Below are 13,907 nucleotides of genomic sequence, written 5' to 3'. Positions count from 1 at the left end.
GCTTAAGATGTCCCGCCCGCGGCGGCTTTTCCCGTCTTGCCTTGCATGTTCTCATCCTGCTTCGTATTGTCCAAGCCAGAGCCAGGCGCAGCCGCTTTTTCAGCGTCATGACTGTTCCAGTACACATCGGCGATGGCATCAGCCAGAATGTCCGCCGTCCGCTTCAGCTCATCCGCCGAATTGTCGATTCCGCCTACTTCGATTAATACACTGTTAGGTGAGAGGGTCTGATTGTATTCGCCATTGTTGCCATTTCCCGATGACTTGCCCCAGATCCCGCGGGATATCCCCGGATAGCTCTTCTCCAGAAGCTGATGAATTTGATTGGCAAAGGCTTCATTCTTCTTCCAATCCTTATTCGCATGACCGAGGATAAAATACACCTGGGCGTAGCTTTTGCCGTCAATTACGGCGGTAGTTTTGCCATGGCGCTGCGAATCGCGGTGAATGTCTATCATCTCACTCATTTCCTGATTGGCGCTTAAAGCTGCTTTGACCGTAATTCGTGAATATTTATAGGAAAAATTCCAATTGTAATCCGGCACTTTTGTTGCGTAGTCCTCCTGGGAATGGACGGTCCCAATCCCGCGCTGCTCCAGCCGCTTGGCAATATATGAGCCTACCATCATTACATTTTTGGATGGAACGGCAGAGCTTGGATTGTCGCTCTCAGTTCCAAGCAGCGGATTATAAGCCTCGCGGGGATGGGAATGGTAGATTAATATCCGCTTGACCGAGGTATCCTGGCTGCCGCCAGGTTCAGATGTCTTCCCTGAGCCGCTGTTATTGCCCGTTTCACCTGTTCCTGCTGCATCCGGTGCCGTCGTAGCTTCCGGCTGCGGTGTGTCTGCTTCACCGCCGGGCTCGTCCGCTCCATCGGTATGCGCCGGCTCCGTTACGTCTGTCCCTGCTGCATTCTTGTCGCCCGCTCCGTTTGCCGATTCGTTTGCCGCCACTCCGTCTGTTCCCGGATGGTAGTCGGCAGGAGCACCCGAAGCGCCGCCAGAGCCTACCCGAAGCAGAAAAGGATCATCCGCCGCCAGACCCGGCATCTCGCGGGACAGCAGGCTTTTTGGGTCTCCCGGATCAACGCTGGTCAGCATGCGGAAAACGAAGGAGGTTACGTTTTTGCCCGAAAATGCGGAAGGGGCACTTCCTTGCGGCAGATGCGGAACCTCCATGCCCAGCAGTTCCATGAAAAACCCGCTGGAGAGCGATGCTGCCAACCCTTTCATTGAGGCAATGGGTGAAGAGTTCAGCTTCTGCCCGGCCACCCCACCGGCTCCAAGCAGCATGAAAAACACAAGTGAACCTCCGGCCAGCAGCAGCATCGTTCTCCCCAGCGACAGAACATCCAGCAGCTTGCTGCGCAGTCGGCCGATATTCCATAGCTGAAACCATTTTCTATTCATTATTGTTATGTCCTCCTCCAGCCCTCTGTAATCTCTTATACTCCAAATCTATGAGTGAAAGAGGAATACTAGAACCGAAAATGAGAGAACATAGCAGCCAGGCATACCGGGACCCTTCTGCTTGGTATGAAACATATAAAAAAGCCCGCCCAGGCGCTGCCTTGCGGCAGTCTGAGCAGGCCTGATATGGCTGATGTACGATCAGTGGGTATAAGCCCCGACATTGCCGGGATCTACGGCCTCGTGCAGCGCAGCATTCAGTCCGCCCGCTACGATATTGGCGATTTCCTCAATGAACTCATCAATTTCCTTTGGGGTTACGATCAGATCATGGCCGAGCGGCTCCAGCACCTCTTTTACCAGCGACAGCCGCTCCTGCTCAGAGATATCGTCCAGCATGCCCATAATTTCTTTGGTATGAGCCGCTCCCGCTCCGACCTGTCCAAAATGCTTGCTCATCATCTCCAGCACGTTGTTCACAATCGTTGAAGCATAACATACCGTAGGAACGCCGATAGCAATGCAGGGGATACCAAGAATTTCCTTGGTCAGCCCCCGGCGTTTGTTGCCGATTCCCGAACCGGGATGAATGCCGATATCGGCAATTTGAATCGTCGTATTGATCCTTTCGAGTGACCGGGAGGCCAGGGCATCAATGGCAATAATCGCGTCCGGCTTCGTGCGGTCAACGATTCCCTGTACCACCTCACTGGATTCAATGCCTGTCAGGCCCAGCACGCCCGGGGCAATCGCGCTTACATTGCGGTAGCCGGGAGAGACCTGGTCGGGAACCAGTTCATAGAACTGGCGCGTAATCAGAGCATTCTCCACAACAAGCGGACCCAGCGAGTCAGGGGTCACATTCCAGTTGCCCAGGCCGACAATCAGCACAGAGGAGCTGCGGCCAATGCCGATTCTGTCCATAAACTGCTCGAATTCGCGGGCAAAAACCGTGGATACCTTCTGCTGCAGCCCGGTATCGCCCCCCCGCAGCCCTGGAACCTCCAGAGTCACGTAGTTTCCTATGGCACGGCCGATGGCCTGCGAGCCTGCGCTGTTAGCTACGGCAAGGCGGGTAACTTTGATGCCGTCTGCCTCCTCTATTTCTTCGTTAACACCGGGAATGGGAGTTTTTTGCGGGCCTTGAGCCATTTCCTTAGCCTCCAGCGCCAAGTCCGTGCGTACCGAATATAGCTGAAGATCCAGTTCCATTATTAGTTCAGCCTCCTTTTGCATATTGTCGATAGTGTGCGAGAGAAGGCCCTGGTTTATACAGGCTGGTAAGGTTAAATTAAAAGCTTTTAGTGTTGCATTTTGCTAAGCGTCATGCTAAACTATTTTAAGTTGTGAATCATTTGATGATTTCGAATGTCTTTCAGGAGGTGAATGCAATGCCAAATATCAAATCCGCGGTAAAACGCGTCAAGACGACCGAAAAACGCCGTGCACTGAACGCTTCCCAGAAATCCGCGCTTCGTACAGCCGTGAAAACTGCTGATGTAGCCCTGACTGGTACTGAAGTTGAAACTGCTCAAGCTGCTTTCAAAGCTGCTTCCAAAAAGCTGGATAAGGCTGTAACTAAAGGCCTGGTTCATAAAAATGCGGCTGCCCGCAAAAAATCCCGCTTGGCGAAGAAATTGAACGCTCTTAAGGCACAAGCCTAAGCCAAGAGCTACTTTCATAATGAGCACTATAAGAACCTGACCGCTATGCTGCATACGGTTAGGTTTTTTTGTGCTCTTTTATATGCTTGCCTGCTAATCTCGCCCAGAATAAGAGCCTGCCCCAGCGCGTTTAGACGCTGTGAAGCAGACTCTTTGCTTTTCCGATCTCCAGGCCGACATTCTTCATAGGTCAAGCGCCCAGCCGCAGCATGAACATTTCCAATCCCAGCACCTTGTCGATGGCTCCTGTCTTCATTTGGTAGTCCAGATCAGCCAGATAGCTCATAATTTGTCTTAGCCGCTGGCTTCCGAACTTGTGGGCCTGCTCGCCCGCAAGCTTGACGGCATAGGGATGCAGTCCAAGTTGTGAGGCAATCTGTCCCTGTGAGTAGCTCTGCGCAGATAAATCCTTCACCTGCAAAATAATCCGGAACTGCCTGGCAATCAGCGCGGCAATCTTGATCGGCTCCTCACGCTGCTTCAGCAGCTCATACAGCGTATTCAGCGCCTTGTCGAGGCGCAGGTTGGCAATGTCCTCCACCAGCGTGAACACATTCTGTTCTGTCCCCCGGTGCACCAGGCTCTCAACAGCCGCGGCGTCAACCGTACCGCCCTTGCCGGCGAAGAGACACAGCTTGTCCATTTCCGCCGACAAGCCCTGCAGCCCTGTCCCGGCGCTGGCGACAAGAAGCTCAGCCGTTCCCGGAGCAGCCGCGCAGCCGCGGTCACGGAACCCTTTTTCTATCCAGCGCAGCAGTTCTTCCGCTCCCAGTGGGTTAAAAGCCAGAACGGTTCCCGCCGTTTTTGCCGTCTTGACGATTTTTTTACGCTCATCCAGCTTGTCGTTGTTGACCAGAAATACGATCACGCTGAAGCTGGCCGGGTGCTGCATATATTCACTTAAGACCTCTATGCGATGGTCAAGCTTGCCGTTGTCTTTTCCCGCCGTGAAGAGGGAGGCATCACGCACCAGCAGCAGCTTCCGCTCCACCATGAACGGCACAGTCTCCGCTTCTTCCACAACCGCCTGCACCGGCGTTTCGGAGAGATCGAAGGGGATTACCGCGAAATCACGATCCTCTTTGGCAATCAACTGATCCTCCAGCAAGGCTGCAAATTCATTCATCCGAAACTTCTCGCTGCCGTACAGCACATACAATGGCGAAACTTTTCCTTGCCTGATGTCCTTGGCCGCTGTTTTGGCATCCATCCCGCCACTTCCTTTTCCATGTCAGTCTTGGATCATTGTATCAGTCATACAAAAACAGAGCAACTCCGGCAGCCATAGCCAAAGTTGCTCCGTTTCAGCGGCGCATCTATATAAACGGCGGAAGGAAAAGCTCTAGAAACTTCCCAAGCCGCCGGTCATACCGATGATTCTCGCAAATCCCAAACCTTCTGTTCTCTTACTATAAGCATATTCCACTGCCGCTAAAAAAGTTCCACTTCGCGATTATTTTGCGGACGTTGCCGCGTCCGGGGTAACCGCCGGTGTTGCTGCAGAGGAAGCGGCTGGTGAAGCGGAAGGCAGCGCAGAGGCTGCTGAATCCGGAACTGTGTATACCTTTGTAACCTCATTGCCTTCCTGTTCAGTCACGTAAGTGAACTCCCGGCTGTCAGCCGACCATGAACCGGAAACCCATGTGCCTTCCAAAGAAAGAGAGGTCAGCGCCGTCCGTCCGTTATTTGAAGCGCCCCCTTGATTGGTGTAGATCACAAGCTGCTGACCCGCAAGCTCGGCATCCAAACGGCCGTCCGGTGAGGTCCATGTGGGTTGCGTCATCATCAGAGAAGGCAAAATGCCCTTTGCACCCGCTGATGTCTCATCGTGAGCACCCAGCGGCTCCTTTGCTCTGTCTGAATGATCGGCAGCAGCATCGTTTGGCATATTCGCTGCGACCCCCTGGGAACTGCTATCCTCGCTTGGAGCTTGACTGCTTACAGCGCTCTTATTGCGGGCTGCCGGAGTAGCCGCCGTGCTTTCAGGCTTAGCTATGGATCTTCCTTTCCCCATTACCGGTTCCTTGCTTTTGGCGGGTGCCGTCACTGAGGAATTCTGAGTTGGAGCAATCGTAGGTGCAACGGGTGAAGTATTATTGTTGCCGTCTGTTGGACCGCTGCTCGGCTCCGGGAGATTTGCCGCAGTGCTATCCGCATTGGCTTTGTCTGCGCTGCTGCCTTGGCCGGCATCCATCGCGCTCCCTGTGGATTCTGCGGATTTCTCCATAGACTGGTTGCTTGAGCTTACATCCGCCGCCTTATTCAATGCCTGATCAACATCCGCTGCAGGCATGCTGCCCGGCATATTGAATATGGCTATAAGCAGTATAACCGCAGCCGCTACAGCACCAATGCCTGTCCTTGCTGCTATGGAATTCCCCTTGAATTTTTTACCATGGGTACTTTTGCGTGTGAAAGGAACGACCTTCGAATCTTCAATACTTGTCGCACCATGCTCCTGAACACCTTGGTCCAGCTTGTCAAGCTGCGGCATGATCGAATCAACCAAACTGAAAGGGGGCTTCACATCCGGCAACTGCTCCAATTGCTGGGAGAGCAAGGTCAGCCGGTCAAAGACATCTGCGCACGATGGACAATCGTCGATATGACGGAACATTTCTATAATTTCGTCCTGGCTCAAGTCATGATCCAAATAGCGGTGCATCCATTCCATCACCTCCGCGCATTTCATCCCGATACACCACCTTTCTGATACTCCTGAAGTCTATTCTGCAGTTGCTGTCTTGCCCGGAACAGGTAGGATTTCACCGTATTCAAAGGAAGATTCAGTGAGTCTGCAATCTCGTTGTAAGAAAAGTCCTGCAAATACCGCAGCACAATCACCGTCCGGTGATGCTCCGGGAGCTGATCTATCGCCTCCCGTATATCCTCCGCCATATACCCGGACATAACTTCCCGCTCCACATTCTGCTTATCCGGAAACACCATCTCATGCTCATCCATGGAAACCGTTGGTTTCGTTCTTCTGAACTTGTCAATGCAAATGTTGGTCACAATCCGTTGTACCCATGTTTTGAACTGAGCTTTCTCCTCATAGGAGCCAATTTTGGTATACACCCGGATAAGCGCCTCCTGTGAAGCATCCAAAGCGTCCTGTTCATTATGCAAAATGTAGAAGGCCGTCTTATACACCTGTCCTTCAATTTCTCGCAATAGGGTGATTAGAGCGTCGCGATCGCCCGCTTGAGCGGCTCTGATGAGTCCCTGCTCCACCACGAAGGTTCCCCCTCTCTATGCAATCTTACTGACGCGCAAGACTGCGAATTTGTTGCAAGCCTGTAATCAATATTTTGGAACGCACTCCATAATCCTTACTAAGCATACAAGGGAAGCTCGAATCATTCAAATACTCTTTCTTAGAATATTATTACAATAATGAAACAAGTAGAAACGGCTACACCGTCCCTAAAAGGACGGTATCCGTTTCAGCGAGAAATCTAAGGATAAAGAATAGGGTGAAACTTATTCTTACTTATATGTAAATAAAGCCCCACGACGTGGGGCTGCAGCCTTGCTGCCTATAAATACATCACTTATACAGTATAGTTTTGCAGAGCATAAAGATGGAGTAGTTGTCTTTGGTTTCATCATCCACAATATAAGCTTCACCGTGATCAAAAATATGCGGATTGTTAAAGTTGCGCTCCAGCCTGTAGATCCGGCCCTCCGTCACCTTGCAGCCATGATGCCTGCTGGCAATTTCCACATATTGCGCATCCCGCTCAGAAGCCGGGCTAAGCGGATGATCCTGAGCAGACATTCCAATCACTCCTGACGGGATAATAAAAGGCTACTACTATTGTATAGTGTATTATATTTATCTCTATTCTATACTGAACACCTCATCCACAATCAAAAGGGCGGGAGAATTCGCGTTACACGAATCCTCTCGCCCTTTGAATTCAACCAAGGTTACAATATTCGCTTAAGCCGAAGATCCGTCTCTGCCGAATATCGTATACCTGCTTTTATAACCCTTGAATGAGCGCCTTGACCGAGCTGTCACTCTCCAGTGCGCGGATGATGATCGTCACAGCTTCAGCACGAGTGGCCTTGCCGTTTGGCGAGAACGCCGAGGCGGACAGACCTTGCACCAGATTGGCGGACGAAGCTTGAGCAATCGCCTCCGCAGCCCAGTAGCCGCTGTTCACATCACTGAAGCTCACTGGTGCACTGGTGCCCAGCACGTTCAGATCAAGCACACGTGCAAGGATTGTCACCATCTCGGCGCGGGAGATCGGCGCATTCGGCTTGAAGCTGCCGTCTGCGTAACCGCTAATTATCCCCTTATCAGCCAGTGTACTGATATAACCGGCAGCCCAGCTTGAGCGTGCATCCTTGAAGCTGGACGATGCGGAGCTTTCGGTGAAACCGAACGCACGGGCAATCATTGCGGTAAATTCTGCCCGGGTAACGGAAGCGTTAGGCCGGAACGAACCGTTCTCATAGCCGTCAATTATGCGCAGCTTCACAGCAGCCCCGATGTTTCTGTTCGCCCAATGACCCGAAATATCGCTGAGCGTCTTTTGCTCATTTTTCGTTGCGGCAATTGCTTCATTAACCGTCTTAAGAACTGTTTCCTGGCTGACAACACCTGATTTGAACGGAGTCGTCTGTGCAGCAGGAGGTGTAGCTACAGCGCCCGGAGTAGGAGCAGCACCCGTTGATGTTGCGGAAGGTGCTGGTGTTGGCGTAGGTGTTGGTGTAGCGACAGGGGCGCTGCCTGTTCCAGTCGAAGTTCCCGGATTGGTTGTATCCGTAACAACAAGGGCAATCCGGTTGCTCTCGTACACAACCTGAGCGTTATATTGGCTTGGCAGACCATTTACCTGAACGGAGGCAAATGTCCCGCTTTGCTGATTAGCGCCATAGCTTACAAGCGTAGTTACACCCGGAGCAGGCACATAGCCATTGGTGAAATTTACACGCAAGGTTCCTGCTGTGCTTACAGCGCCCTTAACGTCAAGTACATCATTGGCAGTAGCCATGTTGAGCTCCAGCGTACCGCCTGCAGCTTGTGTGAATTTTCCTTCAATGTTCCATTTCCCATATACACTCTCTGTAACTGTACCGCCGCTGTTAACTACATTGCCGCTGCCGAAAGCAGAGGCTGTATCGCCTTCCAGTGTACCTGCATTAACCTCAGTACCGCCGGAGTACGAATTGATTCCTTGCAGCTTCAGAGTGCCGCTGCCTTCCTTCGTCAGCTTACCCGTACCGGAGATATTGTTGCGCCATTTGTCCAGTGCGTTGAAGCCTCCCTTGCCGGCATCCATAGCTACAGTGACATCACTGTTGAATGCACCGTATCCGTCCGCTGCAGCAAACAGATTAAGACGTCCCCAGCCTTCCGGATCATCAAGCAACGGATAGCCGGATGCGATGCCCGTTGTAGCCAGCACAGCGCGGCGTTGATCCGCACTCAGATAAGGCTGTCTTGTTTCGAGCAATACTTCTGCTCCTTTCGGCACTGCTACAGGTACTGTTGTAGAACCAATCTGCTTGAAGCCGTAAGTCAGGCGCTGAGTATACTCTGCCTTGTTCTTCTCGTAGTCGGTGAAGCGGTCTTCCGCTGTGCCGGTCTGCTTCAACAGAATGCTGTGCGCCTGATTATAAGCCTCCTGCTTCAAGGTCTGATTGTCCGGGTCTGCCAGGGCAGACGCAGCCAGAGCCGTTGCGAGCACACGGCCTCCCATAACATCTAGCGGAGAGTGCATTCCGGCTACAATTCGGTTGTTGCCCATTTCCGAAGCACGGGTCACCAGCTCCTGGAACCGTTCAGGCACGGCATACGCCAAGGCAAGTGCGGCAAGATAAGAAGCATTGGTATGCCCGCTTGGAAAACCGCCGTCTGAAGACGGTTTGTCGCTGATGACCGGAACCAGAGTCGGTACAATTATGGATGTATCCTTCCAGCGGAAAGGACGCTTATATTGATAGAAGCTTTTCGATGGTGATGTCGAAGCATAATTACCGCGAATGATTCCGATCAGGTCAACCATTTTGCCAAGCTCAGAATTGGAATCTCCCGCTTTGTTAGAGTCGTTTCCATCCGTGTATTTGGTTTTTGTGGCGTCTTCCGGGATACTCTTAATAGTGGTGAAGGTACCCGATTTATCACGGTATACATCAGCAAGCGAACCCAACCCGTCAACAGCCCCGTAAGTTTGGTTGGTACGATCCGTATAGTATGCGGCATCCTCCTCGGCTTTGGTACGGGTTTTTGCAATATTGGCTACATATTCAATGTTGTAGTCCAGCACCTCGCCGTTAAGCTCCGTGCCGTTGTCCCAAGAGTTTCCAGGTGTCCAAAGATCCAAAAACTTAGATAATGTCCCAAGTGCCGGATTGGTATCAACGGTCATGTTGGCAGAGACATTCTTTTTATATTGATCTACAAAATATCCCCAGGCCGGCTCCTTCGGAAGTGCTATGGAAGGATCGCTTGGCGCTGCAAGCGCAGCACCTGACGTAAAGGAACTCGATATGACTACCAGGCCCAGTGCAGTGGTGAACAGCTTCTTCTTGTTTTTTGCAGCTTTCGTTTTCAAGTCGTGTCGACTCTCCCATCGTTTTTTAGTTGGTCTAAACCGCTCTCAATGTAGCACCCGCCCCGTCTAACCAGCAATAAAACAATTTCCCCATTGTATAAATTTTAGAGCAATATCGCTTTTGGATAACATTTAACATTCATTTAATATAAATCACGAACTTTTATGGAATCGCCTAGTGTATAATCCTGCCCGGGAGGAATGTCTCATGAAAAAATGGAGCTCCGCATGGACTCGTATGGCCCTTTCGTACGGTTCCATCGTCATCATCATTGTGCTGCTTGTATGCTCTTTTTTCTATATCTATTTCTCGCGCAGCTACAATGAAGAATTGCAGAACAAGAATCAGCTCATTCTTGATAATACAGTCCGGACTATTGAAGAAACCGTGCTGCAAAGAGTGCAGCAGATCTATCTGGACCTGTCGCTCGACAAATCTGCCGATATTCGTCTGTTCGCTAAGCCGTCTGCCCAGAGTAGTCTTGACAGCGTCATTGATCTTCAGGAATTGCTCAAATCCAAGGTGGCCGGAAATTCGGACTTGATTCAGTCGATTCATCTGTATTATCCCAAGCAGAATATTATGTTATCTTCACTTTACGGCCTGCGGTATAACGCCGATCAAGGGGAAGGTGCAGCTTCTTACGCTGACTGGCTCGGCAGCATGCGGACCAGCAGGCAGAATAGCCTGTGGACATCTACACGCAAAGTACCGCTGGACATTTTCTCCAGCCTGGCGGACGACAACGGAAATGCCCTGTTCACATATGCCCACAGCTATCCTATCCAGTCCAGTGGCAAGACCGGAGATGTAATCATTGCGATTGATGTGAAGGAAAGTGCAGTCAGTAACATTATAGAAAATATGATGCCTTCGCAGTTCACCAGCACGTTTATTGTCAACCCTTCAGGTAGAACTATCAGCAATGCCCATAAAATTCTTCTGGGACAAAAGGGCGGATACGACGCCAGTATCACGAAGGCACTGGCTTCCGGGAGTCCAAAGGGCAGCTTTGACGATAAGATCGGGGATACACCCTTTGTTGTGTCCTATCAAACTCTGCCAGCCACAGGCTGGACCATCTACAGCGCAATGCCGGCCAGCTATTATTATGAGCAATCCATCATGGTCCAAAAGCTGATTCTCGGCATCTGCCTCATTGCCATCGTCATCGGGCTTGCACTGTCAGCGGTACTGGTTAAAGCCAATTACAGACCGATCAAACGCCTTGTGGACCGGATCAGGGACACTTCCGGTCCTGTACCTAACCATATCAAGAATGAATACCGGCTGATTGACCATTCCTTCATCCAATTAAGCAACAAAGTGAGCAATCTGGAGGAGACCCTGCTGGCGAACAGCCCGGCAATCAAGCACAAGGCCGTTCTCAAGCTGCTGCTGGGCGGAAATAATCAGAGCCAATGGGCAGAGGAGCTGCCTGCTCTGGGCATTGCACAGCAATATAACAACTACTGCTGCTTACTCCTGAGTACAGGGGCAGCCCATACAGGACTCAGCCCGGACAACCAGCCAGCCATACTCTCCCGGCTGATTCACGGGCTGGAGTCCCTGTCCCTTAAGGACAGCCGCCTCATTGCCGAAGAGCTGCCCGACAAGAAGCTGGCGGTCATATTATGCACCGATATGGCATCTGAAGCACATCTGGACAAGCTCACACAGCTTCTATTGTCTGAAGCACGGGAGCATTTACACCCGGATATCCGCTTGTCGTCAGGCTGCTGGGTCCAAGATCTCGCCGATGTGCATAGAAGCTTCAATGAGGCACAGGCATTAATGAAATATGCTTATTTCCTGCCTGAGCTTGACATACTGAAGGACAGCAGCATACTCCAGCGCGAGCACAACCTGGATGAAATCCCGCAGGCCATGCTCGCTAAATTCAGGGACAAGCTCCATGCCAGGCAGACCGAGGAGGCGGTTGCAACCGCCCAACAGCTTATAGACAAGATGCGCCAGGGACCGTATCCCGCGGATTATTGCCATTTTATGCTGGCGAATTTGGTATTCATATACTCAGATGTGGTGAAAAATGTCCGTTACAAGCATCCCCTTCAGTTCGGCCATCCTGATCTGTACCATGAATACATTAATCTTCACAATATCCTGACTTACCGCGAGTGGCTGGTGGAATCGGTCACGGCCTTCATCGAACAGACGGAGAAGCGCAACAGTGAGCGTGCCGTCTCCACGATTGAACTGGCAAAGCAGTATATTGAGGAGAACCTGGCTGAAGATCTTTCTTTGGAAGCAGTGGCGGCAAAAGTGTTCATCAGCCCCAAATATATGAGCAAGCTTTTTAAGGAGGAGCTCAGTGTCACCTACACCGAATATATCACCTCCCGGCGGATGGAGCGGGCCAAGGAGCTGATTGAGAACAACAACATGACCGTCGAGCGGATCGCAAGTTCGGTGGGCTATGGAACAACAGCCTATTTCATTAAGCGGTTCAAGGAAGTGTACGGCTGTACGCCGGGCCATTATTTGCGCAATATTGCGTCGGCGGGACTGCCCGAGCCGGATCTTAAAGTGAGGAAGGTTACAGGATGAAAAAGAAGGGCTGGCAACGTATTACTGCGCTTCTCGCTGTACTGATTTCAACAGGGATGACCAGCTTCCTCAGCGGGTGCAGTCTGCCCTTGGGGCAGCAGGCCGCAACGGAACAACAACGGGCCACTCCTACTTCCGCCCCTCCGCTCTACCATATCTCATGGACGATGCATCAGAATCTGCCGGTACCCAAGGATGCGGAAATGCTCAAGTACGTGGAAGATAAATTCAATGTTGATCTGGATGTATGGAATCTTGAAAATAACAAATATGAAGCTCTCCTCGACATGAAACTGGCTCAGGGGGCCATTCCCGATCTGTTCCGCATTCGTCAGTCGCAGGACCTGCTGAAATACCAGCAGCAAGGCGTGCTGGCCGAAATTCCCGTTGATACGCTTAACACGTATGCCCCTAACCTGATGCGGGCAATTCGGGAGAATGCACCCGCTTATGAGCATTCCGGGATGATTGACGGCAAGTATTATGGCATCCCTGTCATTAATCCGACCAACATTTATCGCACTCCCGTTGTTTACCGGCAGGATTGGCTCGATAAGCTAGGTCTGCCGGTACCCCAAACGCTGGCGGATTTCGAGAAGGTGATCTATGCCTTCACCAACGACGATCCTGACGGTAACGGTATTAAGGATACCTATGGGCTATCCAGCGAAGGGATGAATGTCGTATTCGGCGCCTTCGGGCAGATTGTCTTTGCTGATCAGCTCTATTTCAGCACGAAGGACGGGAAGAAGGTCATTGGTGCGCTCCAGCCTGAAATGAGAGAAGCGTTGAAGTATTTGCGCAAATGGTATAAGGATGGCGTAATAGATCCCGAGTTCATCACCGGGGAAAATAAGGGCGGCTATAAGCACCTGTCGCATGCCTTTATTAACGGGCGGATAGGTATGACTTCTATGGGCAATTACTATCACTGGATTCAGGATGGGGATTACCTCGACTTGAGGTATGGTCAGAATGGTCACACTGCAGAAACTCCGGTCCAATCTACGTTTAACGTAAAGGAGCTTAACGCCAAAAATCCGGACGCCCGGGTGGTGTTTGGCAGGCCTTTTGCCGGACCTTATGGACAACGCGGCTCCAAAGCCTACGATATGTTAATGAGCTTCACGGCCATCGGCGCAAATGCCGTTAAAGAGCCCGGCAAACTGGAGACTATCCTCCGTATTTTGGATTACGTTAGCGCAAACCCTGATCCTAACGAAGCAGCGGCCATGGCTTTCGGCGTGCAAGGCAAACATTGGACCTGGACCGATACCCTTCCCGAGAATATTGTCATTCTGCCGCCATATGATACTATGATCAATTATCAAAATGAGATTGGCGCAAATATCGGCATGACCATCCCGGTGAAGCAGGAGGGACGACGGGAGCAATGGGCATCGACTCTTGGCTTGGAACAGGACGGCATCTACAACGCACTGGAGGTGGCAACTCCCTCCCTTGCCAAGTACGCTCCAGAGCTAATCAAGCTGAAGAACAAAGCCTATATCTCCTTTATTACCGGAGAGAGGCCGCTAAGTGAATTTGATAATTTCGTACAGGAATTTATGGACTCAGGCGGTGCGGAAGTACTGAGGGAAGCGAATGAGTGAAATGAATTTATCGGCGCAAAAAGCCGCAAGGACGGATTGGTCATTCGTCCTTGCGGCTTTTTAATGATAATTAGGAG

10 protein-coding genes are annotated in these 13,907 nt (G+C 51.3%); 3 read left to right on the top strand and 7 right to left on the bottom strand.

Going from position 1 to position 13,907, the window contains the following annotated elements:
• Nucleotides 1-2 precede the first annotated feature (2 nt).
• Together B212_RS0104320 and gpr are read right to left on the bottom strand one after the other, a co-directional pair.
• The gene (locus B212_RS0104320) at nucleotides 3-1,412 is read right to left on the bottom strand and encodes a stage II sporulation protein P (protein ID WP_019909175.1); all 1,410 of its coding nucleotides are present in this window, start codon (nucleotides 1,410-1,412) and stop codon (nucleotides 3-5) included.
• Between the two features lie 201 nt (nucleotides 1,413-1,613).
• The gene (gene gpr, locus B212_RS0104315) at nucleotides 1,614-2,624 is read right to left on the bottom strand and encodes a GPR endopeptidase (RefSeq protein WP_019909174.1); all 1,011 of its coding nucleotides are present in this window, start codon (nucleotides 2,622-2,624) and stop codon (nucleotides 1,614-1,616) included.
• A 179-nt stretch (nucleotides 2,625-2,803) separates the two neighbouring features.
• On the opposite strand from gpr, the gene rpsT reads away from it, so the two are divergent.
• Nucleotides 2,804-3,076: a 30S ribosomal protein S20 gene (gene rpsT / locus B212_RS0104310; RefSeq protein WP_019909173.1), complete on the top strand. Its 273-nt coding sequence runs from the start codon at nucleotides 2,804-2,806 to the stop codon at nucleotides 3,074-3,076.
• A 190-nt stretch (nucleotides 3,077-3,266) separates the two neighbouring features.
• Here rpsT and holA read toward each other — a convergent pair whose 3' ends face one another.
• The 5 genes from holA to B212_RS30765 all read right to left on the bottom strand — a co-directional run bounded on the left by holA (nucleotide 3,267) and on the right by B212_RS30765 (nucleotide 9,648).
• The gene (holA, locus tag B212_RS0104305) at nucleotides 3,267-4,286 is read right to left on the bottom strand and encodes a DNA polymerase III subunit delta (RefSeq protein ID WP_019909172.1); all 1,020 of its coding nucleotides are present in this window, start codon (nucleotides 4,284-4,286) and stop codon (nucleotides 3,267-3,269) included.
• Between the two features lie 243 nt (nucleotides 4,287-4,529).
• Complete coding sequence (locus tag B212_RS0104300; protein ID WP_019909171.1) at nucleotides 4,530-5,768, bottom strand: anti-sigma factor family protein; 1,239 nt, start codon at nucleotides 5,766-5,768, stop codon at nucleotides 4,530-4,532.
• Nucleotides 5,765-6,313 (bottom strand): RNA polymerase sigma factor, encoded by a 549-nt coding sequence (locus B212_RS0104295; protein ID WP_019909170.1) that lies wholly within the window; start codon nucleotides 6,311-6,313, stop codon nucleotides 5,765-5,767. The genes B212_RS0104300 and B212_RS0104295 overlap by 4 nt, the downstream gene beginning before the upstream one ends.
• Before the next feature lie 313 nt (nucleotides 6,314-6,626).
• Entirely contained in the window at nucleotides 6,627-6,857 is a 231-nt protein-coding gene (locus B212_RS0104290; protein ID WP_019909169.1) for a hypothetical protein, read from the bottom strand.
• A 208-nt stretch (nucleotides 6,858-7,065) separates the two neighbouring features.
• Nucleotides 7,066-9,648, bottom strand: coding sequence for an S-layer homology domain-containing protein (locus tag B212_RS30765; RefSeq protein WP_019909168.1), 2,583 nt, complete (start codon nucleotides 9,646-9,648; stop codon nucleotides 7,066-7,068).
• A gap of 208 nt (nucleotides 9,649-9,856) precedes the next feature.
• Between B212_RS30765 and B212_RS0104280 the strand changes: the two genes are divergently transcribed.
• Together B212_RS0104280 and B212_RS0104275 are read left to right on the top strand one after the other, a co-directional pair.
• The gene (locus B212_RS0104280) at nucleotides 9,857-12,217 is read left to right on the top strand and encodes a helix-turn-helix domain-containing protein (protein ID WP_019909167.1); all 2,361 of its coding nucleotides are present in this window, start codon (nucleotides 9,857-9,859) and stop codon (nucleotides 12,215-12,217) included.
• Complete coding sequence (locus tag B212_RS0104275; RefSeq protein ID WP_019909166.1) at nucleotides 12,214-13,830, top strand: extracellular solute-binding protein; 1,617 nt, start codon at nucleotides 12,214-12,216, stop codon at nucleotides 13,828-13,830. The genes B212_RS0104280 and B212_RS0104275 overlap by 4 nt, the downstream gene beginning before the upstream one ends.
• Nucleotides 13,831-13,907 lie beyond the last annotated feature (77 nt).

This window comes from Paenibacillus sp. HW567, assembly GCF_000374185.1.
In the GTDB taxonomy this organism is placed as follows: Bacteria; Bacillota; Bacilli; order Paenibacillales; family Paenibacillaceae; genus Paenibacillus_AQ.
Note: the sequence above shows the minus strand (reverse complement) of the source record. Positions and strands in the feature narration are given on the sequence as shown.